At 45.2% G+C, this 26,971-nt stretch carries 34 protein-coding genes; 14 read left to right on the top strand and 20 right to left on the bottom strand.

Translation table 11 applies throughout. The annotated features are described in order from the left end of the window. Positions 1 to 14: 14 nt before the first annotated feature. The 5 genes from ACFQ2J_RS10625 to ACFQ2J_RS10605 all read right to left on the bottom strand — a co-directional run bounded on the left by ACFQ2J_RS10625 (position 15) and on the right by ACFQ2J_RS10605 (position 5,257). A complete protein-coding gene (locus ACFQ2J_RS10625) occupies positions 15 to 650 on the bottom strand; it encodes an FMN-dependent NADH-azoreductase (protein ID WP_386059825.1) in 636 nt (211 codons plus the stop codon). 177 nt (positions 651 to 827) lie between these two features. Next, on the bottom strand, positions 828 to 959 hold the full coding sequence (locus ACFQ2J_RS10620) for a hypothetical protein (RefSeq protein WP_386059822.1): 132 nt from the start codon (positions 957 to 959) through the stop codon (positions 828 to 830). Between the two features lie 76 nt (positions 960 to 1,035). After that, complete coding sequence (locus ACFQ2J_RS10615) at positions 1,036 to 1,779, bottom strand: ABC transporter permease (RefSeq protein ID WP_386059819.1); 744 nt, start codon at positions 1,777 to 1,779, stop codon at positions 1,036 to 1,038. Continuing rightward, entirely contained in the window at positions 1,776 to 2,687 is a 912-nt protein-coding gene (locus ACFQ2J_RS10610) for an ABC transporter ATP-binding protein (protein WP_386059816.1), read from the bottom strand. The genes ACFQ2J_RS10615 and ACFQ2J_RS10610 overlap by 4 nt, the downstream gene beginning before the upstream one ends. Before the next feature lie 155 nt (positions 2,688 to 2,842). Further along, positions 2,843 to 5,257: a S8 family serine peptidase gene (locus tag ACFQ2J_RS10605; protein WP_386059813.1), complete on the bottom strand. Its 2,415-nt coding sequence runs from the start codon at positions 5,255 to 5,257 to the stop codon at positions 2,843 to 2,845. 304 nt (positions 5,258 to 5,561) lie between these two features. Here ACFQ2J_RS10605 and ACFQ2J_RS10600 point away from each other — a divergent pair, with 304 nt between their 5' ends. From ACFQ2J_RS10600 to ahpF, 5 genes are all read left to right on the top strand, one after another. Then, the gene (locus tag ACFQ2J_RS10600; protein ID WP_386059811.1) at positions 5,562 to 6,572 is read left to right on the top strand and encodes a hypothetical protein; all 1,011 of its coding nucleotides are present in this window, start codon (positions 5,562 to 5,564) and stop codon (positions 6,570 to 6,572) included. Positions 6,573 to 6,712: 140 nt separating this feature from the next. After that, complete coding sequence (locus ACFQ2J_RS10595; RefSeq protein WP_386059808.1) at positions 6,713 to 7,048, top strand: hypothetical protein; 336 nt, start codon at positions 6,713 to 6,715, stop codon at positions 7,046 to 7,048. 170 nt (positions 7,049 to 7,218) lie between these two features. Beyond that, positions 7,219 to 8,496 carry an MFS transporter gene (locus tag ACFQ2J_RS10590; RefSeq protein WP_386059806.1) on the top strand — a complete coding sequence of 426 codons (1,278 nt, stop codon included), beginning with the start codon at positions 7,219 to 7,221 and terminating at the stop codon, positions 8,494 to 8,496. A 343-nt stretch (positions 8,497 to 8,839) separates the two neighbouring features. After that, positions 8,840 to 9,403: an alkyl hydroperoxide reductase subunit C gene (gene ahpC / locus ACFQ2J_RS10585; RefSeq protein ID WP_386059803.1), complete on the top strand. Its 564-nt coding sequence runs from the start codon at positions 8,840 to 8,842 to the stop codon at positions 9,401 to 9,403. A gap of 13 nt (positions 9,404 to 9,416) precedes the next feature. Then, a complete protein-coding gene (gene ahpF, locus ACFQ2J_RS10580) occupies positions 9,417 to 10,946 on the top strand; it encodes an alkyl hydroperoxide reductase subunit F (RefSeq protein WP_386059800.1) in 1,530 nt (509 codons plus the stop codon). 168 nt (positions 10,947 to 11,114) lie between these two features. Here ahpF and ACFQ2J_RS10575 read toward each other — a convergent pair whose 3' ends face one another. Together ACFQ2J_RS10575 and ACFQ2J_RS10570 are read right to left on the bottom strand one after the other, a co-directional pair. After that, entirely contained in the window at positions 11,115 to 11,237 is a 123-nt protein-coding gene (locus ACFQ2J_RS10575) for a hypothetical protein (RefSeq protein WP_386059798.1), read from the bottom strand. Positions 11,238 to 11,334: 97 nt separating this feature from the next. Next, positions 11,335 to 12,879: a malate:quinone oxidoreductase gene (locus ACFQ2J_RS10570; RefSeq protein ID WP_386062462.1), complete on the bottom strand. Its 1,545-nt coding sequence runs from the start codon at positions 12,877 to 12,879 to the stop codon at positions 11,335 to 11,337. Positions 12,880 to 13,197: 318 nt separating this feature from the next. Here ACFQ2J_RS10570 and ACFQ2J_RS10565 point away from each other — a divergent pair, with 318 nt between their 5' ends. Continuing rightward, entirely contained in the window at positions 13,198 to 14,088 is an 891-nt protein-coding gene (locus tag ACFQ2J_RS10565; protein ID WP_386059795.1) for a fructose bisphosphate aldolase, read from the top strand. Between the two features lie 46 nt (positions 14,089 to 14,134). On the opposite strand, the gene ACFQ2J_RS10560 is transcribed toward ACFQ2J_RS10565, so the two are convergent. From ACFQ2J_RS10560 to ACFQ2J_RS10545, 4 genes are all read right to left on the bottom strand, one after another. After that, the gene (locus tag ACFQ2J_RS10560; RefSeq protein ID WP_386059792.1) at positions 14,135 to 14,407 is read right to left on the bottom strand and encodes a hypothetical protein; all 273 of its coding nucleotides are present in this window, start codon (positions 14,405 to 14,407) and stop codon (positions 14,135 to 14,137) included. Between the two features lie 19 nt (positions 14,408 to 14,426). After that, positions 14,427 to 15,014 (bottom strand): YdeI/OmpD-associated family protein, encoded by a 588-nt coding sequence (locus tag ACFQ2J_RS10555; protein WP_386059790.1) that lies wholly within the window; start codon positions 15,012 to 15,014, stop codon positions 14,427 to 14,429. 14 nt (positions 15,015 to 15,028) lie between these two features. After that, complete coding sequence (locus ACFQ2J_RS10550) at positions 15,029 to 15,424, bottom strand: HIT family protein (RefSeq protein WP_386059787.1); 396 nt, start codon at positions 15,422 to 15,424, stop codon at positions 15,029 to 15,031. 304 nt (positions 15,425 to 15,728) lie between these two features. Beyond that, entirely contained in the window at positions 15,729 to 16,439 is a 711-nt protein-coding gene (locus ACFQ2J_RS10545; protein WP_386059784.1) for a hypothetical protein, read from the bottom strand. Between the two features lie 237 nt (positions 16,440 to 16,676). On the opposite strand from ACFQ2J_RS10545, the gene ACFQ2J_RS10540 reads away from it, so the two are divergent. The 3 genes from ACFQ2J_RS10540 (at position 16,677) to ACFQ2J_RS10530 (ending at position 18,867) form a co-directional block, all read left to right on the top strand. After that, on the top strand, positions 16,677 to 17,222 hold the full coding sequence (locus ACFQ2J_RS10540; RefSeq protein ID WP_386059781.1) for a GNAT family N-acetyltransferase: 546 nt from the start codon (positions 16,677 to 16,679) through the stop codon (positions 17,220 to 17,222). 38 nt (positions 17,223 to 17,260) lie between these two features. Then, positions 17,261 to 17,851 carry a hypothetical protein gene (locus tag ACFQ2J_RS10535; protein ID WP_386059778.1) on the top strand — a complete coding sequence of 197 codons (591 nt, stop codon included), beginning with the start codon at positions 17,261 to 17,263 and terminating at the stop codon, positions 17,849 to 17,851. Positions 17,852 to 18,000: 149 nt separating this feature from the next. Further along, positions 18,001 to 18,867 carry a GNAT family N-acetyltransferase gene (locus ACFQ2J_RS10530; RefSeq protein WP_386059776.1) on the top strand — a complete coding sequence of 289 codons (867 nt, stop codon included), beginning with the start codon at positions 18,001 to 18,003 and terminating at the stop codon, positions 18,865 to 18,867. Between the two features lie 33 nt (positions 18,868 to 18,900). On the opposite strand, the gene ACFQ2J_RS10525 is transcribed toward ACFQ2J_RS10530, so the two are convergent. Continuing rightward, positions 18,901 to 19,593 carry a hypothetical protein gene (locus ACFQ2J_RS10525; protein ID WP_386059773.1) on the bottom strand — a complete coding sequence of 231 codons (693 nt, stop codon included), beginning with the start codon at positions 19,591 to 19,593 and terminating at the stop codon, positions 18,901 to 18,903. 127 nt (positions 19,594 to 19,720) lie between these two features. On the opposite strand from ACFQ2J_RS10525, the gene ACFQ2J_RS10520 reads away from it, so the two are divergent. From ACFQ2J_RS10520 to ACFQ2J_RS10510, 3 genes are read left to right on the top strand one after another with little or no spacing between them, the layout of a single operon-like run. Continuing rightward, a complete protein-coding gene (locus tag ACFQ2J_RS10520; protein WP_386059770.1) occupies positions 19,721 to 20,149 on the top strand; it encodes a GNAT family N-acetyltransferase in 429 nt (142 codons plus the stop codon). Next, positions 20,146 to 20,382 carry a DUF3977 family protein gene (locus tag ACFQ2J_RS10515; RefSeq protein WP_386059767.1) on the top strand — a complete coding sequence of 79 codons (237 nt, stop codon included), beginning with the start codon at positions 20,146 to 20,148 and terminating at the stop codon, positions 20,380 to 20,382. The genes ACFQ2J_RS10520 and ACFQ2J_RS10515 overlap by 4 nt, the downstream gene beginning before the upstream one ends. 13 nt (positions 20,383 to 20,395) lie before the next feature. Beyond that, entirely contained in the window at positions 20,396 to 20,767 is a 372-nt protein-coding gene (locus tag ACFQ2J_RS10510) for an iron chaperone (RefSeq protein ID WP_386059764.1), read from the top strand. 156 nt (positions 20,768 to 20,923) lie between these two features. On the opposite strand, the gene ACFQ2J_RS10505 is transcribed toward ACFQ2J_RS10510, so the two are convergent. Continuing rightward, positions 20,924 to 22,093, bottom strand: a complete 1,170-nt coding sequence (locus ACFQ2J_RS10505) for a DUF2812 domain-containing protein (RefSeq protein WP_386059762.1) — start codon at positions 22,091 to 22,093, stop codon at positions 20,924 to 20,926. Then, a complete protein-coding gene (locus ACFQ2J_RS10500; protein ID WP_386059760.1) occupies positions 22,086 to 22,424 on the bottom strand; it encodes a PadR family transcriptional regulator in 339 nt (112 codons plus the stop codon). Before ACFQ2J_RS10500 ends, ACFQ2J_RS10505 begins: the two co-directional genes overlap by 8 nt. Before the next feature lie 286 nt (positions 22,425 to 22,710). On the opposite strand from ACFQ2J_RS10500, the gene ACFQ2J_RS10495 reads away from it, so the two are divergent. After that, positions 22,711 to 23,190, top strand: a complete 480-nt coding sequence (locus ACFQ2J_RS10495) for a hypothetical protein (protein ID WP_386059757.1) — start codon at positions 22,711 to 22,713, stop codon at positions 23,188 to 23,190. Between the two features lie 70 nt (positions 23,191 to 23,260). Here ACFQ2J_RS10495 and ACFQ2J_RS10490 read toward each other — a convergent pair whose 3' ends face one another. From ACFQ2J_RS10490 to ACFQ2J_RS10465, 6 genes are all read right to left on the bottom strand, one after another. Beyond that, a complete protein-coding gene (locus ACFQ2J_RS10490; RefSeq protein WP_386059754.1) occupies positions 23,261 to 24,031 on the bottom strand; it encodes an HAAS domain-containing protein in 771 nt (256 codons plus the stop codon). Beyond that, positions 24,024 to 24,362 (bottom strand): PadR family transcriptional regulator, encoded by a 339-nt coding sequence (locus tag ACFQ2J_RS10485; RefSeq protein WP_386059751.1) that lies wholly within the window; start codon positions 24,360 to 24,362, stop codon positions 24,024 to 24,026. Before ACFQ2J_RS10485 ends, ACFQ2J_RS10490 begins: the two co-directional genes overlap by 8 nt. A 151-nt stretch (positions 24,363 to 24,513) precedes the next feature. Next, a complete protein-coding gene (locus tag ACFQ2J_RS10480; protein WP_386059748.1) occupies positions 24,514 to 24,723 on the bottom strand; it encodes a hypothetical protein in 210 nt (69 codons plus the stop codon). A gap of 28 nt (positions 24,724 to 24,751) precedes the next feature. After that, a complete protein-coding gene (locus ACFQ2J_RS10475; RefSeq protein ID WP_386059746.1) occupies positions 24,752 to 24,949 on the bottom strand; it encodes a hypothetical protein in 198 nt (65 codons plus the stop codon). 76 nt (positions 24,950 to 25,025) lie between these two features. Next, positions 25,026 to 25,916 (bottom strand): TIGR01777 family oxidoreductase, encoded by an 891-nt coding sequence (locus ACFQ2J_RS10470; RefSeq protein ID WP_386062459.1) that lies wholly within the window; start codon positions 25,914 to 25,916, stop codon positions 25,026 to 25,028. Next, the gene (locus ACFQ2J_RS10465; RefSeq protein ID WP_386059743.1) at positions 25,916 to 26,089 is read right to left on the bottom strand and encodes a Fe3+ hydroxamate ABC transporter substrate-binding protein; all 174 of its coding nucleotides are present in this window, start codon (positions 26,087 to 26,089) and stop codon (positions 25,916 to 25,918) included. Before ACFQ2J_RS10465 ends, ACFQ2J_RS10470 begins: the two co-directional genes overlap by 1 nt. Before the next feature lie 349 nt (positions 26,090 to 26,438). Here ACFQ2J_RS10465 and ACFQ2J_RS10460 point away from each other — a divergent pair, with 349 nt between their 5' ends. After that, positions 26,439 to 26,942, top strand: a complete 504-nt coding sequence (locus ACFQ2J_RS10460) for a hypothetical protein (RefSeq protein WP_386059740.1) — start codon at positions 26,439 to 26,441, stop codon at positions 26,940 to 26,942. The last annotated feature ends 29 nt before the right edge of the window (positions 26,943 to 26,971 follow it).

Below are 26,971 nucleotides of genomic sequence, written 5' to 3'. Positions count from 1 at the left end.
AATGGTTTAACGCGTTAGAATGTGTGGGCGAGGTCTTTGGCGCGTGCGATGCCGTCCTCTTTGATTTCTTCTGCTTTGTCCGGCATTGCTGCGTGTCCTTCGATAAACAATCCTTCAAAGCTCGGAACACCGAAGAAGTTCATTACTGTATCAAGGTAACGGTGACCCATTTCCATTGCCGCTGCAGGACCTTCGGAGTAGATGCCTCCTCGCGCTTGGATGTGCAATGCTTTTTTGTCCGTCAGCAAGCCGACCGGACCTTCCGCTGTATATTTGAATGCTTTGCCTGCTACTGCGACAGAGTCGATATATGCCTTCATCACCGGCGGGAAGGAGAAGTTCCATAGCGGTGTAACGAATACATATTTGTCTGCATCGACAAACTGTTCGCTAAGTTCAGCTAAGCGGCTCACTTTTTCTTTTTCCACTTCGCTCAACGTTTCCAATTCTTCGCCAGCCTGGAGCTTGCCCCAGCCTTTGAATACATCCGCGTCAATTTGGGGGATGGATTCTTTATATAGATCGATGTGTACAACCTCGTCTTCAGAATTTACACGTTTATACTCATTGATAAAGGATGTTGCTGCAGCCATGCTGAATGACTGTGTTTCGTCGTGTGGATGTGCTGTAATATACAATACTTTAGCCATAAACACTCACCTTTCTTCTATTTAACAATCTATTTTGATATTTTTTTGGAAATATAAATCTCAGTTTAGAGATTTTCTAACCACGAAACATATCATAAATCACCCGCACGTCAGAGTCAATTATGGATACTTGGCAATAAAAAAAGGACTTGTCATAAAAGACAAATCCTGTAAAAATCACACTTCGTATGGATTACCACTCATGTTTTTTCTCATCTCATCCGTAATCTCCAACGGTTGATTCTCTGTTACTTCCCTATCATTTTTCAACGTGCCGCTTCCATCAAAGTAACCAGGTTTTTCACTCATAAACCGCACCCCTTTTATTCTATTATAACGGAAAACAGGTAAAAACTCCCCGACACTTAAGAAATTCTTCCTATTTTTATTTATCGGACCAGCGAAAGAAGCGAGAAGCAAGCACAATCGAAACGACTGCGATTGCGAGTAAGACTCCTACTTCCAATCCATATTCCGTGATTGGCGCTTCGCTCCACGTGCCGCGCATCAGCTGGATTACATAATAAAGCGGCAGGATCTTAGCTACATACTGCAGGACCGTAGGCATCATTTCCAGAGGGAATGTAGCACCGGACAAGAACAGCATCAAGTTCAGGAAAAGGGAACTGATTGCAGCCGCTGCCTGGGTGTTTTTCGCAAGTGACGTCATTAATAAAGCAAACGGGAAAAAGGCAAGGATACTGACGATGAGCGCAAGCAACGTGCTACCAATATATTCAGGCAGTGTCAGGTCATACATCAGCATGCCGAAAACCATCAGCAGTACTGCGGAAATCGCAAATATCACTGTCCCCTGTACCGTATGGGCGACTAGGATTTTCCAAGGCTGCACCGGGGTTGATTGGTAACGTCTTAGCACACCCGTTTCTCTATAAGCCGCAAGCACCGTTCCTAATGTGAAAAATGCCGTCGTTACGATATTCACGCCGATCCAGGCTGGGATGAACAGCTGTGCGTAGGATAGGCCGCCTCCCATATCATTTCCTGCAAACATTGAACCGAACAACCAAATCATTAATACCGGGAATAAAAACGTCCAAAATACACTGAGGCGGTCCCGGAAAAACATTTTCGTCTCTAAACTAGCTAGTTTCGCAACGGCTATCATCCGATCTTCTCCTTTTCCAGATACTGAACGAACAAATCATCCAGGGATCCTTTTTCAAATGCAAAATGCTTTAGTGCAATATTCTTCTCATGGCAATAGGCGAAAATATGGTACGCAGACGTTTGCTGGTTTTCACTGAAGACCTTGAACGAATGACCATCCTGTTCCACTCGGATCACATGTGGGACGGTAAGGAGGTAATCGTATTCCAGATCAGCGCTGTCGAACGATAGGTACTGGGCATTCGAATCGTTGAGCAGCCCTTCCGGTGTATCAAGTGCACGCAGCTTCCCGCTGTAAATCATCGCCACTCGGTCACAGAGTTTCTCTGCCTCTTCCATGTAGTGCGTGGTGATCACGATTGTACAGCCGTCATCCTTCAGCATCTTGATCATCTCCCACATCTCCCGGCGCGCATTCGGGTCGAGTCCCATGCTCGGCTCATCAAGAAAAACGATTTCCGGCTTGTGGAGTGTCGCAAGTGCTAACGTAACGCGCTGCTTCCATCCTCCTGACAAGTCACCGAACTGGGCATTCATTTTTTCGTGGAGTCCAAGGATTTCAATCAGGTGATCCTTTTGGGAGGTAGAGGTATAAAACGATTCAAAAAGGTCAAGTGCTTCCTTTACTTTCATTTTTTTCTGAATCGAAGTCGCTTGGAACTGCACACCGATTCGCTTGTTTAGTGCTCTAAGGCTTTTGCTAGGTACGAGGCCAAGTACATCGACATTCCCGCTATCCGGCTTCAGGATCCCCTCCAACATTTCAAGCGTGGTCGTCTTTCCTGCACCGTTCGGGCCGATAATTCCGAAAATCTCCCCCTTGCGCACGGAAAAAGACATATCCTTGACGGCTTCGGTTGCGCCAAACGATTTGGACAGATTCTCGATAGTAATTACGGTTTCCATTTCATCGCTCCTCAGATTGTTATATATGTACATACGAAGCATACGCGCGGAAGTTTCAGAAAATTCATTTTGCCGCTTTAAAGTAATGAGGGACAGTCCCCCGGCGCGGTGACGCGTTAATCCGGCGTGGGACTGTCCCTCTTTTTTAGTGGCTATTATTCTTTTGTTACTAGATAGGCTTTGTATTCAGTGACACCTGCTTCTTCAACATAGACGGCTAACACCCAATCGCCATTAGGAAGCTCTTCTCGCGTATTTCCTTCGGTCCTAACCTTTCCATCCCATACAAACTCATGATATGGAAGTGGTGCATCTTCAAACACCCCTATTGTATCGATGGGCGCTCCAATTCCACCTGTTTCTTCATCAAATACATACAGGTCATAAGCTAATACTTCTGCTCCACCTGGCAGATAAGCACCTACGTAATAGGAGTCTTCATTCGCCTTCTCCATGAATGCTCCGGTTACGCGAGGGTAATCCGGCTCGCCTACAAAGAGAATCGATGGTACTTCGATGATTTGGGAGCCATCGCTCACTGTTATTGTTGCTTCGTAATAACCTGGCTCTAGTTTGGAGGTGTCTACTTGTACATTAAGGTTCACTTTTTGAGATTTTCCAGCTCCAACTTTCAAGTTTTTGCTGGTGGAAACTTTAACCCCTTCAGGGTTTCCGTCAAATTCAACATCAAAGTTATATGTCTTTCTTTCGTTCGATAGGTTCTTGATTTCAAAATGTTGCTTCTCTACCTGTTTGCCTTTTTCTTTCACGAACTTACCGAAGGAGTAGCTTCCCGGTACCACAAGGTTTTCTGTGTTCAATGCGTCCATGACGCGAACACTTCCAGCACCCTGCGTGTTATGAGCGTAAGCTTCACCTGTTCCTGGATCGATGACATCAACCGCGGTGTTCATTAGTGCTGCTTTAACATTTTCAGTTGCCCACCCAGGATTCTTTTCTAATAATAGTGCTGCAACACCCGCTACATGCGGAGATGCCATGCTTGTACCCTGCAAAGCAGCATATGTTCCATTCGGGAATGTACTGACGATGTTCACGCCCGGAGCGGAAACGTCCGGCTTGATCATCCAACTCAACGTGACCGGTCCTCGAGAGGAGAAGTCTGCCATGGTTTCGCCAACTGCTTTATCGAATTCGATATCAAAAGAAACCGTATTGTTGCCAGCTTCCAACTCTGCTAAAAGTTTTTGTCCATCTGCGAGTTCCGTCTTGATTGTCGGAATCGCCATGCCAGGAACATCCGCATGCTCGCCAGCGACATTATTGAAAATAATCGCTCCAACAGCGCCTGCTGCTTTCGCGTTTGCAGCCTTATCTACAAATGCAAATCCTCCCCGACTGATCAGAGCGATTTTACCTTCTAAATCTTTACCTTCAAAATCTGCTTCCGCTCCCAGACCTACATAAACAAACTCGTATTCTACTCCGTTCAGAGCCAAAAGCTCTTCATCAGAAGGGAAGCCCATTACTTTCGCAGTAGGGTATTCTACGCCTTCAGAAGGAGCCAGCTCCACAGTGTACTCATTGTAAGGCAGCTGTGTCGCTCCTACAGAAATCGCTTCACGGGAAGTTCCCGGAGATCCGACTGTCCAGTTATTAGGACCAGCATTACCATTTGAAGTAACCGCGACTACTCCCTCAGCCATCGCCCAATCAAGCGCGATCGAAGTCGCCCAGTCAGGGTTGTTCAATGAATTACCCAATGAAAGGTTCATGACGTCCGCGCCGTCTTGGACGGCAAGTTCAATACCTGCGACGACATCCTCTGTCGTACCACCATTAGGACCAAGTACACGATAGCCAAGAAGGTTTGCTTCTGGAGCCACACCTTTAATCGCTCCGTTCGCTGCTACTGTACCGGAAACGTGTGTACCATGGTATTGAGTAGGACCTTCCATTGGATCATTATCGTCATCGACGAAATCGTATCCTTTATAATCACCGAACGCATGCGCAAGGTCAGGGTGTGTATAGTCCACACCTGTATCAATGACCGCTACGGTTACACCTTCACCAGTGAAACCAGCCTCCCACGCTTCATTCGCACCAATGAACGGTGCGCTCTTCATCATTTCCGGGCTGAATTCCTCTGCAGAGATTTCCTCCTTGGAAATGACGTCTGCTGTATAATGCACGTTCGGATATACCGCTTTAACACCAGGAACCGCTAGTAGTTTAATAATCTCGTTCCCTGGCAGTTCCACGGAGAACCCGGAGAATACATAGTCATACTCCCTGTTCACATCCGCTGTCTTCACTTGCTTTTTCAGTTCGCTGATAACTTTTCCGCGTTCCTTATTCAGGTTCGCTTTGGATTGCTTCTTCCCTTTATGATTCGCTTCCACAATCGACTCTTCTTCCAGTTCTACGATGACCGAGGTCGGCCGGTCTGAGGACGTTTCAATTTCACCAAACAGTTCAGCGATATCAAGCTCCTGTAATCTAGGACTCTCATTCGCCGTTGCATTCGCCGGGTTATAGCTGAATGCAGAAAAAATCAGTACAAGTGCAAGAATACTGAATAACACTCTAGAAAAATTTCGCTTCATGAATTGTTTCTCCCTCTCAAATGTAGTGTATTAACCAATGCCTGTCCCAGCAGCTGCCTTTTCCCTCCTATGTATGTTTTTGCGAAGAAAACGGACTTTCGCATAAATAATTTATTAGATAAAAAAGAACCGATTCCTCTAAGAATCGTTCATCAAATAACTCTATAAAACTACAGAAATAGTATGGTTTTTAGCATAATCACAAGTAAAAGATCGAAAAAGGGGACTGTCCCCTTTTATAATAGTCTGATACAATCATCTGATAGGTATTTAAACCTAAATCTATGTAACTAGGAGGTGGGCTATGAATCAGTGGGTTCAAGAACAATCCGAGACGGGACATCACAGGACAGCAATCTACTCATTCCCGCTCGTTGTCTTTCTAGGGTATTTGCATCCTGTTTTGTTCATCGGAGGACTTATTCTATTTTTTCTTATTACATCTTTTAAAATGTTGAAATCCATGCTTTTGTGGATGGTGGTGCTCGGTGTTATTTCATTCGTTCTGCCTTTTCTTGCGCCGATCATCTTCATCATCATGGTTGTATTATTTATCATGCGTATAGGTTACATATGGAAAAATTGGCGACCTTTTGTTTCAGGAATTCTGTTCTACGGAATTTCTGCGGGACTAATCGGTCGTTCAGAGTACTTACATAGTTATCAGTTTTATGGCATACAAACGAGCACAATCACGGAAGGTGTGATTGTCAGCATCATCAGCTTTTTCGCGCTCAATGGCCTGCTTCGCTGGCTTTACCGACATGATTATACGAGCTACGCTGCATTAGGAATTATGGGAAGTGTCCCTGTCATTATCGTTGCTTTCATTCTTCCTTTCTTGAAATTGCACGTAGGCGGCGACTTTTTTGCTACAGAGACGAAGCCTGTCCATGGTGAGGTATATATGGAAACGAAAACTGCGACGGGAGAGCCTATCGGCACAAGAGCGGTTACAGCCGGAGAACCTCCTCTTGTACATGTCCAGGAGCATGTGCGAACTGCGCCGGATGGAGATCCGACCAACAACCTTTCTTATGACGGACCTGATAAAAAAGCACCGAATGGTGAGCTGGTGCATGTGCAAGAACACGTTCGTACAGCGCCTGATGGAGACCCTACAAACAACCTTTCCTACCGAGGTGATGGCGACCAAACAGTCGTTGCGATGGATTCAGAAGCTGCAACGGAAGAACCTAAGACAACGAAAGAGAAAATCATCGAAAATGCCCAGGCAGCAACACCTGGCCAGGCCGCCGTCGATCAACTTCTGAGAAAACTAAAAGAAGAAGAAAAAGAAAAAGTTTCATCCTGAATGAAGGGACTGTCCCCCAGCGGTTTAACGCATCACCGCACCGAGGGACAGTCCCTCACTTCTTTAAAGCGTCAATGCAGCCAGCTTTCTTTAATAAGAGAGCTAAATATTGGAAAAGCTAACCATAAGGAGTGATAAACATGGATGAACGATCAATTACAATAGAAGAATTCAACCAAATCATTCGCCAGTGGTACGGGAAAACCGTGCAGGTGACGACGCAGGATGGGTGGGAACCAAATTCCGCTTTCATAAAGCTGGACGATGTTACGGTTTCACCGGACAATGGCGTTATTCAGTTGCACGGGGAACCCGGCGAAAGTGTAATGGAAGCAAGCGAGCACCGCACCAGCACACACATTCATGAAATTCCGATAATTAAACACCCCAAAATCTTATTCGATGACGCAGGATTCACAATCCAAACAGCTTCTGGCACCATCAAAATCGACCAAATCAACGACGTCGGCGCCTAACCTCTTTAACGCTTTACTGCAGCGGGGGACAGTCCCTCACCACAGTAAAGCTTTACCGTGCCGGGGGACTGTCCCCCTCTAAGCTGTTACTGATGACAAGCTTCCCCCTCCACCTGTAGAATGAGGTTAGTAGGAACCTATCTGGGTATCCTGCGGGAGGGGAATTATAAATGAGTCAACCAGCACACCAACTCGAACAGCATCCATCGTGGATGCAGAAATACATAGATTCACCAGAAGAACAAAAGAAGATTTACCGCCGCACACTCATCATCGTCGTTATCGCACAGATTTTCGGCGGTGCGGGCCTTGCCGCGGGAATAACCGTCGGCGCCTTACTTGCAGAAGACATGCTTGGAACCAACAGCTTCGCGGGGATGCCCGTCGCACTTTTCACACTAGGATCAGCGGGCGCGGCACTTATCGTCGGTAGACTGTCGCAGCGATTTGGTCGTAGGACCGGCCTTAGCATCGGGTTTACCACCGGGGCCATCGGTGCAGTCGGTGTCATCTACGCCGCTATCGCCAGCAACATTTTTCTGTTGTTCACAGCTCTACTAATCTATGGAGCAGGATCTGCGACCAACCTTCAGGCAAGATACGCTGGCACAGACCTCGCTAATAAAAAGCAACGAGCCACTGCAGTGAGCATCGCGATGGTAGCGACGACGTTCGGGGCTGTGGCAGGTCCCAACCTCGTCGGAGTCATGGGCAGCTTTGCTACTTCCATCGGCGTGCCTGCACTATCCGGACCTTTCATACTTGCCGCTGCTGCCTATCTACTGGCTGGCATCATCATTCTGACAATGATGCGACCTGACCCTTTTGTCATATCTAAAGCGATTGAGGCAGTCAAAGCAAGCAAACCGGAAGCGGACACACCCTCAACTGGTACGATGAACAAACGGGGAGTAAGATTCGGAGCTACAGTGATGATTCTGAGCCAGGTTGTCATGGTTGCAATCATGACAATGACACCTGTCCACATGGGCGACCACGGCCATGGATTGAATGCTGTCGGTATGGTCATCGGCATCCATATCGGCGCGATGTATCTGCCTTCGCTCGTAACCGGCGTGCTCGTTGACAAAGTCGGGCGGATGACAATGGCAGCAGCATCTGGCGTCACTTTACTTATAGCGGGAATTCTTGCGGCAGTTTCGCCGGGCGAGTCGATGGCAGGGCTGACAATTGCATTAGCACTCCTCGGTCTTGGGTGGAACTTCGGATTGATCAGCGGAACCGCGATCCTCGTCGATGCCACCACACCTGCCAACCGTGCCAAAACACAAGGAAGCGTCGATGTATTCATCGCACTTTCAGGGGCAACGGGAGGTGCTGTTTCCGGCATGATCGTTGGTTTCTCCAGTTTTCCAACCTTGTCCGTCATCGGCGGCGTACTTGCCTTATCCGTCATACCGTTTCTCTTTCTCTTCAATAAAAACTAGATAAAAGAGCACTGCACCCCGCAGTGCTCTTTTGGCATTTTACTAGAATTTAAACCCCTCACGCTTTAGCACACTACCGCAAGTGGGGACAGTCCCCCATCGCTTTAAAGCGACAGTGCGCCGCCCCCTTCATTCTCATTTGAGCATAACTTTTTGAGAATGATTAAATCTTACGTACAATAGACGCCGTAACCTCACTTTCCCACCAGCAGTTTTCGACAAGAAACATTATGGTTTGACAAATAAGAAATTCTATTTAATAATAGGTATCGAATTAGAATTATTATAGATTACTAACTTAGTAGTCTATAAAATATATACACACTTCAGGAGGAATTTCACTATGTCTCTAATCGGTAAAGAAGTACAACCATTCGAAGCAAAAGCATTCAAACAAGGCGAATTCATCGACGTAACAAATGAAGATTTCAAAGGTCAATGGAGCGTTGTCTGCTTCTACCCTGCAGATTTCTCATTCGTATGCCCGACTGAATTGGAAGACCTTCAAAATAACTATGACGCGCTGAAAGAACTTGGCGTTGAAGTATACTCTGTTTCTACAGATACGCACTTCGTGCACAAAGGTTGGCATGACAGCTCTGAAAAAATCGGTAAAATCGAATATGCAATGATCGGTGACCCATCTCAGGCAATCTCCCGTCAGTTCGATGTCCTTAACGAAGAAGAAGGACTTGCTGATCGCGGTACATTCATCATCGATCCGGATGGTGTCATCCAGACAGTTGAAATCAACGCTGGCGGCATCGGCCGTGATGCTGACACATTAATCGGCAAAATCAAAGCAGCTCAATATGTACGCAGCAATCCTGGTGAAGTTTGCCCAGCGAAATGGGAAGAAGGAAGCGAAACACTTACGCCAAGCCTTGATCTAGTAGGTAAAATCTAAGGAGTGACCCGGTATGGTTCTTGATGCAAACATCAAAGCACAATTAGACCAGTATCTACAGATGATGGAGGGGGACGTTCAGCTGAAAGTCGACGCTGGAGAGGATGACGTATCCCGCGAGATGCTAGCTCTTACTGATGAGCTAGCATCCATGTCCTCCCGCATCACCGTTGAAAATGCCAACCTGAAACGCACACCTAGCTTCAGTGTGAACCGCCCTGGTGAAGATACAGGCATCACGTTCGCCGGCGTCCCTTTAGGCCATGAGTTCACTTCCCTCGTGCTTGCCCTGTTGCAAGTGAGCGGTAGAGCTCCTAAGGCGGACCAGGACGTAATCGACCAAATCAAAAACATCAGTGGCGAGTACCACTTTGAAACGTATGTCAGCCTAAGCTGCCATAACTGCCCGGACGTGGTGCAGGCGCTGAACTTGATGAGTGTCATCAACCCGAACATCACCCACACGATGATCGACGGTGCCGCTTTCAAGGAAGAAGCGGAACACAACAACGTGCGCGCAGTTCCATCTGTCTTTTTGAATGGCGAGTTCTTCGGCGGCGGTCGTATGACCCTCGAGGAAATTGTCAGCCAGATCGGCGATGGACCGGATCCAGAAGAGTTCAACAACAAAGAGCCGTATGATGTGCTTGTCATCGGTGGCGGACCTGCCGGTGCGAGTGCGGCAATCTATGCCGCTCGTAAAGGTATCCGCACAGGTATCGTTGCTGAGCGCTTTGGTGGCCAGGTAATGGATACGATGTCGATTGAAAACTTCATCAGTGTCAAGCAGACGGAAGGACCGAAATTCGTCGCGAGCCTTGAAGAGCACGTGAAGGATTACCCGATCGACGTCATGAACCTTCAGCGCGTCCGCGGCATCGAGAAAAAGGACATGTTCGAGGTTGAGCTTGATAATGGTGGCGTTCTTAAAAGTAAAACCGTCATCGTTTCCACAGGGGCACGCTGGAGAAAAATCGGCGTTCCTGGCGAACAGGAATTCAGCAACAAAGGTGTCGCATACTGCCCACACTGTGACGGTCCACTTTTCGAAGGAAAAGACGTTGCTGTCATCGGTGGCGGAAACTCCGGTGTCGAAGCGGCAATCGACCTTGCAGGAATCGTCAACAACGTGACGGTGCTTGAGTTTGCATCTGAACTGAAAGCCGACGAAGTCCTGCAAAAACGTCTGAACAGTCTGCCTAACGTTTCCGTCAAGACGAACGCACAAACGACTGAAATCACAGGTAAAGACAATGTGGAAGGCATCACTTACGTGAACCGTGAAACAGAGGAAGAGGTACACACCGAACTTGATGGTGTGTTCGTCCAAATCGGTCTCGTTCCGAATACGGAATGGCTCGGCGAGCAAGTGGAGCGCACCCGCATTGGTGAGATTGTAACGAATAAACAAGGAGCTACCAACATCCCTGGCCTGTTCGCAGCCGGAGATTGTACAGATAGCCCGTATAATCAGATCATCATTTCGATGGGATCTGGTGCGAATGCCGCACTAGGCGCATTCGACTACCTCATCCGAAACTGATGAGTTAATAGTTAGCAGCTATCAAAAGCCTCTCTGGAAATCCAGAGAGGCTTTTTCACTTTAAAGCACCGGGGGACAGTCCCCCGGTGCGGTGATACGGTGAAGCGTTGCTTACTTTGCGAATTAAAAAAGCCTCTTTCATCTGAAAAGAGGCGTCTTTGATTCTATTCATTTCAATCGTTCTTTCAACCGTTCAGGCAGCTGCTGGTACCCGAAGCCTTTATACTTGATATCGAGCCACACCGCTACTAGCGCGCCTATCCCTGCCAACGCGATCCACATCTGTTTCATACTCACAAGCCTCCCTCCCAAAAAGAAAGAGAACCATCAACCCGCCGATGCGAATCAAAGGTTCCCCTCCCTCTTACTCTCTATTTAACGTTTCCGATCAATCATTCGATGCTTTCTGCTCAATTTCCCAGCCTGGATCAACAAGACCTAGAGCTTTTGCAGATGTAGCATTTACTTGGTCAAGCAGCTCTGGCTTCTCGGACAACTGAACACCGTAGGATGGGATCATTTCCTTGATTTTCGGCTCCCATTCCTGCACGTGCTGCGGGAAACACCTCTCAAGCACTTCAAGCATGACAGATACAGCTGTCGATGCACCAGGAGAAGCACCCAACAATGCTGCTACTGACCCGTCAGAAGACGTAACAACTTCTGTACCGAACTGAAGCGTACCTTTTCCACCAGCTTCGGTATCCTTGATCACCTGTACGCGCTGACCAGCGACTACAAGGTCCCAGTCCTCCGCCTTCGCTTCGGGAATGAAATCACGTAACGCATCCAAACGCTGTTCCTTAGACTGAAGTACTTGCTCAATCAAGTACTTCGTCAGCGAAGCGTTTTTCAGGCCTGCCATGACCATAGTCACCACATTATCCGGCTTCACTGAGGTGATCAGATCCATCTTTGAACCGGTTTTCAGGAACTTCGGTGAGAAGCCTGCAAACGGACCGAACAACAAGGATTTCTTACCGTCAATGTATCGCGTATCCAGGTGAGGGACAGACATTGGCGGCGCGCCAACCTGCGCTTTTCCGTACACCTTCGCATTATGCTGCTCGATGACCTCCTCATTTTTACAAACGAGGAACTGCCCGCTGACCGGGAAGCCGCCGATGTGCTTCGCTTCAGGCAAGCCTGTCTTCTGCAGCAGGTGCAGGCTCTTACCGCCGCCTCCGATGAAGACGAACTTCGCTGTATGGTATTCGATTTTGCCATTTTGTAAATCATGTACTTTTACTTCCCACGTACCGTCGTCCTTACGTGTGATGTCCTCGACACTGTGTCTGTAGTTGACCTCCAGTCCATTGTTTTCCAGATGGTCGAACATTTTCGTCGTCAGTGAACCGAAGTTGACGTCCGTTCCGGAATCGATTTTCGTCGCTGCGATCGGTTCGACGGATGTACGGTCATTCATGATCAACGGAATCCATTCTTTCAATTTTTTCGGATCATCAGAAAATTCCATATCCTTGAATAATGGATTCGCAGACATTGTCTTGAAGCGCTTACTTAGAAATTTCACATTTTTCGCACCTTGAACGAGACTCATATGTGGCAACGGCATGATGAATTCATGCGGATTGCCGATACGTCCCTCGTTGACAAGGAAAGACCAAAATTGCTTGGAAACCTGGAACTGTTCATTGACTCGGATCGCCTTCGTCATATCGATGGAGCCGTCCGTATTTTCGCTCGTGTAGTTCAGCTCGCACAGCGCCGCGTGGCCAGTACCCGCATTGTTCCACACATTCGAGCTCTCCGCACCCGCGCCTCCAAGCTTTTCGAACACACGAATATTCCAATCCGGAACCAATTCTTTCAACAGTGACCCCAACGTCGCACTCATAATGCCAGCACCAATCAAAATAACGTCAGTTTGCGTATAGTTTTTACTCATGGTCGAATTACTCCCTATAGTGATAGAAAAGATGTAAGCGTTCTCTAAAAATAGTCAGACGAAGTCAGAGTTCGACCTGACCGCACATCTTTTCCAGTATATTTTTGTCTATTTATAGTGTATCACTATTATCGAAAGAATTAAATATTTCTTACACTTATAGTGGTACACGAAAACGGGGAAAAAGTGCATGAACACCCAGAAAAATGAAAAATCTCAATCCTTCCCGCCACTTCACCATAATTATTTCCTGAAGCCTGCGCCCTCAAACATATCTGGGGTTAAAACGGGCACGATAACGGGAAGAAGGATAAGGGATCACTTTAAAAAGGAGTGGATTGTATGAACAACACCCATTATGAAAAAATGAAAACTGGCAAAGGCTTCATTGCTGCGCTAGACCAAAGCGGTGGCAGTACGCCGAAAGCATTGGCTGCCTATGGTGTGCCTGAGGATTCTTATTCCGGTGAAGATGAGATGTTCACACTCGTGCACCAGATGCGTACGCGGATCATCACCTCCCCCGCTTTCAGTTCCGATAAGATTCTCGGCGCGATTCTGTTTGAACAGACGATGGACCGTGAAATCGAAGGTCAGTACACTGGGGACTACCTGGCATCCAAAGGTGTCGTACCTTTTCTGAAGGTGGACAAAGGACTTGCTGAAAAAGAAAACGGCGTCCAGATGATGAAACCGATCCACGACCTCGATGAAACCCTTAGCCGCGCTAATGAACGCAACATTTTCGGGACAAAGATGCGCTCTGTCGTCCATGACCCTAATGAAGAAGGCATCAAAGCAGTTGTCGATCAGCAGTTCGACATCGGTAAGAAAATCATTGCCGCTGGCCTCGTGCCGATTATCGAGCCTGAAGTGAGCATCAACAGTGCGGACAAGGAAAAATGCGAGGAAATCCTTAAGTCGGAAATTCACAAGCATCTGGACGAGCTTTCAGATGACCAAAATGTGATGCTGAAGCTGACGATTCCGACGAAGGCGAACCTGTATAAAGAACTTGTTGACCACCCGAGAGTCGTTCGGGTTGTAGCACTGTCCGGCGGGTACTCCCGTGACGAAGCCAATGAAAAATTGAAAGAGAACCATGGCGTAATCGCCAGCTTCTCCCGCGCACTCGCTGCCGACCTGAATGCGAAACAATCGGACGAGGAGTTCAATGATAAATTACAAGCAGCAGTCGACTCGATTTACGACGCATCCGTGAACAAAAAATAACTACAAAACAGGACCACCTGCCGTTGCAGGTGGTCCTGTTTTTTACTTACAGAGTTACAGTAAACCCTTGTTTCCTTGCATGTTCATGAATCTTTTCCAGTAGATCTTTTTTAGTGATGGGAACCGTCTGATGGGTTACCCGCTTGCCGTCAATTTCATATTCGTCGTAAACAAGAAAATTTTCATGATCCTTCTTCTTAATGACAAAGCGATTTCCTTCGTATTCCCCACACCGGATATTCCAGGAACTGATAAATTCAACAATCGCTTTATAAAATTCTTCATCAGAGATTTCATCTTCCAAAAAATCCTTCAACATCAGCCGTCCCACCTTTGAGCTATCGATCATTCAAACCTTTTCCATCAAAGATATCCTGCTTATGCTTCTCCACCCGCGCTTCTCTCGTCGCAGAGCGCTTTGCTTTTGAAAAATGAAGAATGTAAGCCCGCTGACGTCCAGGGGTCAACGCTTCAAACGCATCTTTAAAAGCAGGATCTTCATCAAACGCCGCTTGAAGTTCTTCTGGGATTTCGTATTCCTCGGTCTTTTTCGTTTCCACTTTCAACCCCGCTTTTTCCACTTCAATAGCTTCCTCGATATAAGCTTTTAGCAGGCTTTCCATTTCCACGATATCCTCGACATTCGTGAACCTGATCTGACGAGCAGCCTGAACGTTTTTGGTCTGCTGAATCAGGATGCCGTGTGGATCCTTCAGTAAAGCACCCTTGTGAAAGAGAAGCGCACAGTAATCTTTGAACCCGTGGATCAGTACGACGTTTTTTCCATTCAACGTGTAACAAGGATGCATCCATTTGAAGTCCTCGGTCAGCTCACAGGTACGAATGATTTCTCTCAATGCCTTGAATTCCTCTTTCCATTGGTCTGCGCGGCTTATAAATGCTTCTACTTTGGGATGGGTAGTCATCAATGATTCCTCCTCTACCTTCTATTTTCCTCTTGCTTCAACCAATACCGAATCCCTTTTCCAGCCAAAGGTTCATCGTTGAATCTTGGAATCACGTGCAGGTGACTATGGAAAATCTCCTGATTAGACACTTTTCCTACATTCCAACCAATGGTATAGCCATCGGGGGAAAGCGACTTATCGAGAACTTTCTTCGCCTCTTGCAGCAGCTCATACGTATCGTTCCACTCTTCACGGGTTAATTGAAAAGCATCCCGGTGATGCTTTTTAGGAACAATCAAACCGCTTCCCTCCAACACCCCTTGATGCTTATTGTGCTGGAGGAAATAACACGTTTCATTCTCCAAAACAATATTTTGATCAGCGTCTTTTTCTGGATTGCATAAAGGACATTTTTCAACGTAAGACATGGTTTACCTCCATCGCCTTTCTTTAGCTACGGAACATATTCGTTATCTATGTAAAAGATTCCTGTATAGGCAGTAAAACTCACATACGGTTTTTTTGTATATTTAGTGCATATTTAGGGACAGTCCCCCACCGAGGTAACGCGTTAATGCGGTGGGGGACTGTCCCTATGGAGGTTTTATGAGCGAAAAGCTACAGGGTTGTGAGCGATATTCCAGATTTGTAGGCGGAAATCTCGATTTATGCGCGAAATTTTCAATTAATGAGCGAAAAACAAAATTTATGGGCGAACCACCTTAATCAAGCTTAATCCTCATACCGCCATTTTCTTTCCTGCCAAGTGTCACCAAATCCTGGCCAATATTTTTTCGTAAGGTCCATGTGTCTCCGGATGACGATCCCCTTATGGAAAAACGTCGTGAAATAAGCAAGAATCAACTGAAAGAACGACAACGTTACAATGATGACCATAAAGTAGGAAGCTGTGTCATAAAAAAGGAAGAAAACGATCGCGCATAGAACTAAGCAGCCAATCAGGAAATTGATGATCAACTTATAGTTCACACTTTCCGGATTTTCGTGATACCTCCTGTAGGTCCCATCCTTGAGCCACTTCAGATTCACAAGATTCATCACAATGACCTCCAGCACATAGCTACCAAAGATGACATACAACAACAGAAATGACTCCGGAAGCAGCCACGCGTAAAGATATTTCACTACGACTACTAACTGGCAGTAGCCTGTTACTGCACTCAATATTCCAAGTAGAAAATAAAAATAAGGTTCAAGCTTCCAAGGAGCGAATAGATAGGGCACTGCCATGATCGTCACCAGCACTGCCGGGTAAAGCCCCAAGTCGACAAAAAATGGGGAGAATGGTGCCGCGTAGAGCGGAGCAACTCCGAACGCCCATAGAAAAAGAATTAAAAAACCAAACACCATTTGTCGATTGAATGTGGGGTTTTGAATGTTGATATACCCTAAGAAATCAGCCTCAGAAAGTCGTTTTTTCATTAGAAAGCCTCCCCTTTCAATCGTCTCACCAGTTTAATAGATACTCATTTTATACTCTATAACCTTATTGACGAAACGCACAAGGAATTCTATAGTATGTTTAACAAATATTTCAATTAACGTCGAGTGGATTGCGCGGATTGATGCGTCCCATGACACAGTATGGTATCACGTGTGAAACTCGTCCCTCATAGCAGGGGCGAGTCATTTTATTTTTACATTATTGGGGGAAATCGCATGTTTACATTAAAGGTTAACGAAGAGCTTCAGTTAGGCCTTCTTCAGCCTCATCAGGCGGAGGAAGTTTTTGCATTGGTTGATGGTAACCGCGCGCATTTAAGAGAATGGCTCGGGTGGGTCGATAATGTCTCTTCAGCCAAGGATTACAGCGAAGCGATCATTCCGGCATGGTTGCAGCAATTTGGTGAAAACAACGGTTTCAATGCTGGAATCTATTTGAACGGCAGTTTGGTAGGAATGGTGTCTTTGCACTTCATCAATTGGAAAACGAAGCATACAAGCATTGGCTATTATTTGGGCAGGAACGTAGAAGGAAAAGGGATCATCACCAACTGTATCGAAAAATTACTAAGTTATTCATTCACTGAACTGGGGTTGAACAAAGTGGAGATCCAGTGTGCCGAATTTAACCTGAGAAGCCGAAAGATCCCTGAGCGAATGGGATTCAAAAAAGAGGGCATCAACAGAGATGCGGAATATATCAATGGTAAATTCAACGATATTGTCACCTACAGCTTACTGAAAAGAGAATGGCAAGCATGATTGTAAAAATGAAGTTTGAAGGAGGATGAACGTCCAATATGACAATAATATTTGACAATCTAGACGCTGAAGGGTTACCGGAAACCCGTGACGAAAAAGAAGTCTATCTGATTGAAAACGGAATCGAACAAAAAGTTGGCGTTACCTTCGAAGAATTGACCATCATTTCGATTAAGGACCGTGAAGTGGTAAGAAGGAAACAAACTTTAACCTCTGAACTTCTAGGCAATCGCGAAATTATCGTCTTAGCCGATAGATCTACATTGCTGCCGATTTCTTTTGAAAATTTCATGGAAGGGGTTAAAACTATTGAATTCAACTATCCAACTCCTCCACAACACTTTGACACCTTTAGTGTTGAGCTGATTCTACGTCTCCTCCCGCTGGCATATGATTATGCTGTACAATTGAATAGCTTCAACCCTGTAAAACAAGCCAACCAGACAATCGATATCCAAGTTGTCGACCTGGAAAAAGTCATACGTAGTACGGGAGAAACAGCAAAAGCTTGGAAGGTGAAAGTTTATTTTGGAGATACCCTCCAATACTATTGGGTGGACCGCACTCATAAAGAATTGCTTAAGCAGGTTTCTCAAATCGATGAAACGACTACCATGGAATTTCGCTGAGGCTGACTAGGACATTTAATCAGTATTTGGAGTATTTTAATCAGTATTGAGAAAGCTTGATGAGTATTCGAGAAGTTTTGAACAGTAAAGGACAATTTTTAATTAGTAAACTCACCTTTTCAATCAGAAAACGCCAAAGGAGTGCTTCCATGAAGCTCACCAATCCAAGCATCAGAATGAAAGCCCGTCTTAATCAACAAGATTACGACGAAATCACCATACTCAAAAACCATTGCATCGAAAACGATCAAGTCACGCTCAAACTCGAATTGGAATACAAGCTAGCCAGCGCCAACACTAATGAGTTCAATGAGTTCATGTATTACGATGATGACCTCCTCATCGGATACATTGGCATCTGCCAATTCGGCGGCAGCACGCTGGAAGTGAACGGCATGGTCCACCCTTCATATAGACGGATGGGCGTCTTCACCAAGCTTTTCGACCTGGTGAAAACAGAGAGCCATTACAGGAATGCAGAGAACATGCTGTTATTAAGCGATCGCAATTCCCCTTCTGGTCAGGCCTTCATCAAACAGTTAGAGACACACTATGAGCATTCGGAGTATGAAATGCACCTAAAGAATGCCCCTGATAAACAGCCTCCAACGACAGTGAAGCTCAGAAAAGCAACCAATGCCGACGCGAAGGAAATCGCCAGACAGAACGCCATCTATTTCGAAATTGATGAGCCCGAAGTCAGACTTCCTGAAGAGGAAGAAAGACACGGCGTGGAAATTTTTCTCGCTGAATTCGAAGGCACCACCATTGGAAAAGTACACTTAGAGACCAACGAGGGCGTCGGGGCGATTTACGGTCTTGGAGTCATTCCAGAACAACGGGGTAAAGGCTATGGCAGAGCGATTTTGATGGAAGCAGTAAAGAAGTTGCAAGAAATGCAAGTCGAAGACATCATGCTTCAGGTGGCTGTGGAAAATAAAAATGCGCTCACCCTTTATAAATCGTGCGGATTTCAAGTGACCTCTACAATGGATTACTTCACGCTCGAAAATTAACAGGGCCAATTCATAAGAATTGGTCCTGATTCATTATCGAAATTCATCTAATCCCTTGATGAAAATTTCTCGCAAGCTTGCCTGATACTCCTGCCCATCCTCCTGCTCTTCACGTCCATACCTTTCCTGGAGGATTGGGAAAACCTCACCGCTCACGTAAATCATCGCAAAATTATCATATTCCCACTCATAATAAAATTCGTTTAATGTTATACCTAAAGATGAAGATAATTCCTTGAAAAATTTCAGTTCCTGCTCGCCTTTCTCTATTTGTTCAACTTGAGAATCTATAAATGCTCTTACATCTTCAGGTTGTACTTCAACTCCGAACTCCTGTGATGCGTACTCCAACAGATTTTCCCGTTGATTCTTCGCTACCAATGCATTCTCAACAAGAGCCTCGTCACTAACTTCTTCAGCACCAACCATTTTGGCATCCATATAACTCCGCAGCATCCACTTTTCCATTTCTTTTGTAGTGACATCCACTTCTTCCCCGTTGATCACGACTACCTTGTTTTTCTGAATACGATCGATCTCTGCTTTTGACTCCTCCACTAGCGTGCGGATGTCGAGATCCCACATCGATGCTGTTTGCTCAGTCGGCGAATCTCCACTTTTGGCTTGCTCAGCAGGGGCCTCACCGAAAGTCGCACGTACGCCAACTATTGCGATCACACCTACTAAGGCTGCAGATAAAATAATCGCTAAGCCGCCTTTTTTCATAATCAACCCACCTATCCAAATCATTCCATTAATTACAGCCTAACAATTATTTTTGAAAAATTCCTCCTTTTCTTTATTGGAAAAATTCTATATAATACACTTCCACTTACAGGAAGGGAATGGTCTGATGAAAATCACCCAGCAATGGAACCAGCAAGACAGCGACTTCATCCGAAAAAAAGTAATTGAACATAATGTGAGCCAACTTCCAGAGGATTGCAAAACACCTAACGAACAAACCAGTTTCATCCTCCGTAACGAGCAGGATGAAATCGTAGGAGGCATCACAGCAACAACGTTCTGGCATCATATGCACATCGATTTCCTATGGGTTGACGATCGACTTCGTGGACGTGGATACGGGGCAGAACTTCTGAAAAAAACTGAACAACTCGCTATAGAAAAAGGCTGCCGGTTCATCGCATTAGATACGTTCAGCTTCCAGGCGCCGGAGTTTTACAAACGGTATGGCTTTGAGGTATTCGGAGTGATTGAGGACCACCCTAAAGGGTTCAATCAGTACTTTTTACATAAATGGCTGGGTTCACACACATGAAATACATTGAGTTCGGTATTGGTAATACGTGGCTGATCCGAACCGAAACCGAACGCGAGAATGGAATCGAATTCGAGGAAAAAGGAATTGTCGGTCCCATCCGTGCCCACTCCCTCTATCTACGAATCTGGATGAATAAAACTGTCCTCATTTTCGACTCAAAAGAAGGGTTTAAGAAAATGAAAAAGAATAGAAAAGCATACAAGTTCATTTTCGGAATAACGAGTACATAAAGGAGCGATCCTCATGGAAGTTTTCAAGGATTTTTTGGAAAAGATGGATGATCCGCAGCAGCGGGAACGAACCGAAGAAGTGCTGCAGTGGGTGGCGGAGAAATATCCACAGCTAGAGCGTGAGGTCAAGTGGAACCAGCCGATGTTCACCGATCACGGCACCTTCATCATCGCGTTCAGCGTAGCGAAGCAGCATTTGGCAGTTGCACCTGAACAGAAAGGCATCGTCAATTTTTCCGAGGCGATCAATAAGGCAGGATACAACCACACCAAGATGCTGGTACGTTTCCCTTGGAACAAACCGGTGGATTGCAACCTGCTGGCGCAGATGATCGACTACAATATCGAAGATAAAGCAGACTGCACGACTTTCTGGAGAAAATAACCCAGCCACCACGGCTGGGTTATTTCAACGCTTTAACGTAGTGAGGGACTGTCCCCCGCTGCACTAAAGCGTTAATGCGAAGTGTCTTCTAAATCAAATAAAAAGTGGTCTGGGTGAACACTTTATCTGTTCACCCAGACCATTCATCCCTCTATATTATGCAAGTGCTACCTTTCTCTTCATCCGTCTGTAGTACATCAAAGCCCGGATGGAGAATATCGAAAACTCCAAAATGACAATGGTGTAGATGATTAAGGAATACCAGTCAAGGCTGCTCATTCCATCCCGCATTGCTGTATTCACAGTCAACCACACCAGCCCCATATATGCTAAGGACAACGGCGCAAAAACGGAAACTTGTGTAAGGGTCACCTTTCTCGCATGTTTCAGCTTGGATACTTGATCACTAAAAAACTCAGGAGCTTCTTCCTCATACGACTTCGCCCAAATGCACCAACGATTGAACATGGACGCTGACGTATAAATCAACGCCCAACCCGCTTCCTGGTGAAGGTCGAAATAGCCTTGCCGCTGCGCACCATGATAGTCTACCGCATAAGTTATCTTTTCTTCAGAGTCCTGCACGAACTGATACCGCACTCCTCCCATTCTTACACGGACAAGCTGGTATCCCTTTTGAGCCATCTCTCCCAGCCATTCCTCTAACCGATCTGGTGCATACTGCCAAGCAAATTTATATTTTGTCACTGTCGGTTTTGTCCGATCATAGCGTTTGGCCGTACGCTTCTTCCGAATGAAATACTCACTTGTATGCTCAGGAGCATCTATTTTCACCATTCGCTTGTTCGCCCGATACAGTTTGACCGCTCCATAAGGAATCGTCGTCCACAAAAAGATACCCACCGTAATGGTAATAAGCCACATCGGACTTCCTACCACGCTAATGGAAAGATCCTCTCCTGAGAGTAGCGAAAAGAAAAGGAAAAGGAACGGGAAACTCAAGGTTAAAAGCAAGTAAATGAACAATCCCACGAAAACATACATCAGCTTTTGATTTCTGCTTAATACGTTATCGCGAGTTGAAAAGATACGGATTTTTGAATCCTCTTTATGGTTCGCCATCACATTCCATTTACCTGTCCGAGTGATTTCTTCCCAGCCACCCTCCTGCATGGTCGATGTAAAAGGCGTCTTATAGTCCAGTTGATAAACCGTATTCCTGGGCTCCCCAGCCTCAAAAATGAACAAACTTCTTCTAGGATGCAAGTCTACTAAAGAAAACCCTCTGCCGGCCATGTCAGCCAGCCAATCTTCCGTTCTCTCCACATCGAAGCTCCAAAAAGGCTTCCAAACTCTTTTAATCATTGAACTCCTCCTCATATTGGAGCGCGTTGGAGTGCAGCTCTTTGATCCGAGTAATCTCCTTTTCGATCAATTGACGCCCCACTTCCGTCATTTCATACATCTTCTTTCTTTTTTTATCTGCATAAACAGCGATTACTCCATCTCGCTGCATCTTCGTCAACGTACCGTAGACCGTGCCCGACCCAAGCCTGATCCGCCCGTTCGTCACGTCCTCTACATGCTTGATAATTCCATATCCATGCTTCGGTTCATTCAAAGACAAAAGAATGTAAAATGCCGTTTCTGTCATTGGTATGTAAGATTTCAGGACTTTTTCTATCTTTATTTTCATCACCTTCCACTCACTATGTCACACCTCGACTATATCGCAACGTGACATAATAAACAAGAAATTTTCCCTTATAACTTCTCATCCTATTTTGGATACTCAAGTTGAATACTAGTTAATCACTTTATTCTCAGTTAAAGCCAATCCCGTTTCACGTGGAACAATTTCCTCTGCTGTTTTTCCTGCACAAGAGCTGAGCCAAAATCCCCAATAAGTTCAATGATAAAGCTTTGATACATGATAGAATAGGGAGACGTATCTTTCTAATTTGAAAAAGTAGGCGATAAGAATGAAGATAAATAGTTTATTTACGTTCCTTCTCATTACTTTGCTACTTGCAGCATGCGGCCAAAGTGAAGAAGACCCAAATGATTACTCAGGAGTCATCAGCGATGGCGAAGTAATAGGTTATACATACGTGGTTACAAAAGAGCAAGGTGCCTTCGTGTGGGAGATAGGGTACAAAGGGAATTCAACTATTGTCGATGAAAGTAAAGAAAATGAAGATGTACTAGAGGATTACAGGACGGCAGTAAATGAAGGCCAAGGAGCTTTAACAACCCTTATGATCTCAGGAGTGTACTTTTTAGTTGCAGCGTCATTACTAATTTTCCTATATAAGAAGAACCGGAAGCTACTTAAGAATGGCGGGTTCATTGCTGGCATATTAGCATGTGTCATTGCTTTAACGATCGTTATTGATGCAAGCATTGATTTGCGAAGTGCTGTAGATAATGCTGAATTCTACTACCTTAAAATAACTGATTAAAAATAATGCCAGACCTCCTATGCGTTTACAATTGGAGGTCTGGCATTTAGTGAGTCTACAGATCTCTTACTCACCCGTGATTCACTTTTTCTTTTTCTAATTTGGAAGAAATGAGTAAGTAAAGCCCAATTCCACCGAGAGTAACGAGCGAGCTTATAATCAGTTGGGTTTCATCCGTCATGGATGTCTGCTTCAGAATATAATCCGGCAAGGTGAGAAATAGTACGATGATGAGCAGCAACCATGTTTTTGCCCAAATCGACATTCCTATCATAACCAAACTGGTTACTATCCCAATTACCAGAGTTCCCGTGCTACCGAATTGGACCATCGGCGTTTCAATCCTCTGATCCAAGTAAAACAAACTTAAAAACAACAACATAGGAACGGCAGCGATAACTCCTAACACTATTCCATGCTTAACACCCGATTGACTGCCAGTAGAAAGATATTTAAACCCTGCAAAGACAGTACCGATGAAGATTACTCCAATCACGATATGTCCGACGATTTCCAATACAGAATAAGAAAGATTCCCCTTCAATAAATCAGGAAAAACCGTAATTGAAAAAGCCCCTAACAGGATTAGGCAAATGTATTTCATCCACGCTCGATAGTCGACAACCATTTCTTCAGAAACCATCTCCATATATTCCTTGGGTGAATTTCCGATGATTTTTTCAATCGGCTTTCCGTTTCTTTCTGCTTCGAGTAAATGGTCCTCCAGTTCTTCAACAATTCCATCTATTTCAGCCGAATTTTTTCCACTAGAAAATAAATAAACACGTAAATTCTCGAGAAACTTTTTGCTTTCAGGTGAAAGCGTACCTTCATTAGTCAATTTTCTCATCCCCCTTTTTTAGGACTTTATTTACTGAGTTATTAAGCTGATCCCAACGCTCTTTGAATGCGATCAGCTCCTGCTCCCCTTTTTCAGTTAATGAGTAATATTTCCGTTTCGGTCCGGCTGTCGATTTTTTCAATGTGGTGCTTAATAAATTCTCTTTTTGCATCCGGAGCAGCAACGGATAAATCGTACCCTCACTGAATGAGTGGAATCCGTATTCCTCTAATTTAGCGGCCAATTCGTATCCATATATTTCTCCTTCTTTGATGATGGCTAGTAGACAGCCATCGATGATCCCTTTCAACATTTGAGTGCTACTCGACAATGTTCCATCACGCCTTCCTTTTACCTTGTAATGCAAGACATTAAAGCAAAAAACTTACCTTGTATTGCAAGGTATATACACAGTATATTCCAATTACCCTTGCATTACAAGATAAATATGGAAGAAAAATCAAAATGGGTGGAAGCTCCCTTCAAAGCATCCACCCAAACAATGCCCGATATCCTAAAGGCAAGACTGCCGCAACCGCCAAACCAATTCCAATCGACATAGCGACATAAAGTCTAAACTTCCGCTTCGTGATTTCATTTCTTTTCAAAGCGATTGTTAGCACCTTAATCATTGAATGTACTGTTATGTAAATGATTAATGCTGAAAAAAAGCTAGCTACATAGATTTCCATTGTTCTCTCCTTCCAGCCGTAACCCTCGTTATGGAGTAAAATCAAACACATCCCGAAACACCCTGCCAATCACTCTGACCACGAAGAAAACCAGCCGGAAAGGGAGGATAAGAAGCTCCGGCACCCAGAAGAGCACATCCCAGAATCCGTCCCACCACGTGTAAGATCCTTCAGGCTTTCTGGCTTTTCTTGTTCTTTCTTTTTTTCGCTTCCACCGTTCAAACATTCCCAGCACCCCCGAAGTTTTCTTTTCCTTTATTCTACGAATACAGGTTTAGCCAGGTTTTCACCTGGCACTCCCTCTACTTCGCGAGTAAATCCTCCAATGTACTTTCCAAATCAGGATAGGCGAACGTGAATCCGGCCTGCTGCAACCGCTCCGGAATCACCCAGCGACTCTTCAATACCAGCTCCGTTTCTGTCCGAATAGCCACTGATCCAATCTCAAGCATCCACTTCGGTGCCGGTAGGCCGAACGAGCGACCGCCATAGATCCTCATCAATTGCATCAATTCCTTATTCGTCACAGGTTCCGGTGCAGAACAATTGAATACTCCTTCCAGCTCCGTCCGTTCATGCAAAAAGCGGGTAATCTGGTACAGATCTTCAATATGGATCCAGCTGAACATTTGACGCCCGCTGCCTTGAATGCCGCCAAGACCAAATTTGACGAGGTTCCGGTAAGGCTCCATCACCCCACCATCTTCTCCTAAAACGATTGCTGTTCGAAGTGCAACCTTCCGCGTCTTCGGTGTTTCCATCGAAAAGAAGGTATCCTCCCAGTTGGTCGCGACATTAACGGAAAATCCTTCGCCGATTTCTCCAAACGCTTCCGTCATCGGCCGATCCTCTGCATGACGATAAATCGTCGCTGTACTGGAATTCATCCAGACTTCAGGTGGTTCCACACACTCAGCAATACATTCACCAAGCACCCGCGTCGTCAAAATCCTCGACATCATAATTTCATTCTTGTTTTTTGTATTATAACGGCAGTTCACCGATTTCCCCGCAAGATTGATCAGCAACTCTGCTCCATCCAGCGCTTCGATAATCCCAGTTCTATCATCCCATGAGATGAACCCCGACCGACGGGAAATGATCTTCACTTCGTAACCTAGCGCTTCATACTTCTTCTGAAAATACTTGCCGATAAATCCGGTTCCACCGGCTAAAACGACCTTTTTCATAATCAGCCTCCGTTCTGTTGAAAACAATCTTCGCAAATAAATCTGCCCTCATTCTTTAAATACGCTTTTACTTCCGTCATTCCCTTCCTTTTCGGATAACGCATTTTGATATATACCATTTCGCCGCCTTCGATTTCATTTCCGCACTTCATGCACTTCGGTTCTTCTCCAAACATATTAATCACCTCTGGTATGTAGTACGGATAAGATGACTAAAAGTTTCCTAGAATCATATCCTTCTACGAGTAAAAAACATGCCAGCTTAACTATGTTAAAATGGATAATACTACTAATTCAAAGGGGAATAGAATTGACTAAAATCATTGCCGTCATCCTTTACATAGTGTTGCTAGTGCTTCTTTCAACAGGGATCTTTCTCGCTGTTACCTCGGTCCTCGCGACAAATGACCACGCAATCGTCTTTATGCTTTCTTTAATTTTCACCCACATAGTACTATCCAATTTTGAAAAGATGATTAGTTAATTAGGGGGCACAAAATCATTAAGTATTTGTATTTTATTTTATTGACTGCAATGTTCCTTCTGACTGGAGGCTGCGCAGAAAACTCAAACGAAGAAAGTGTCAGTGAACAGAATATCCGCACGTTTTTACAATCCATGTTGAACGGACCTGATGAAGAATTTATTGAAGCCATGAACTTCCAGGATAAAGATTTTGAAATGGCCGCAAAAAGGTACGCTGAATATAAAATTGAACATTTCAAACCGTATTTGTCTGATCGTTTTTTTGAGAACTTTGTTGGGAAAAGCCTTATGGCCACGGAGTTCCTCCGAATGGCGCACCCTGAATATAAGCTGGAAGTGGAAGAAATCGAGCTCGAAGTAAGAGATGAAGAAAAGAACTCCTACAACTTCACTGTTAAAGTGACCTACACGAATATCGAAAGTAATGAAAGCGACACAGTGGATTTTCGAGGGATAGCAGACGCCAATGATGAGGGGAAGATTACTGGCGTTCACTATTACAATTCCGAAGAGCTTTATGAGGCTTTGAACTACGGAATATAAGGATTGATCTTGGAGCCTGGAATTCCAGG

The organism is Thalassobacillus hwangdonensis, from assembly GCF_042675915.1.
Taxonomy (GTDB): Bacteria; Bacillota; Bacilli; order Bacillales; family Halobacillaceae; genus Thalassobacillus_A; species Thalassobacillus_A hwangdonensis.
Note: the sequence above shows the minus strand (reverse complement) of the source record. Positions and strands in the feature narration are given on the sequence as shown.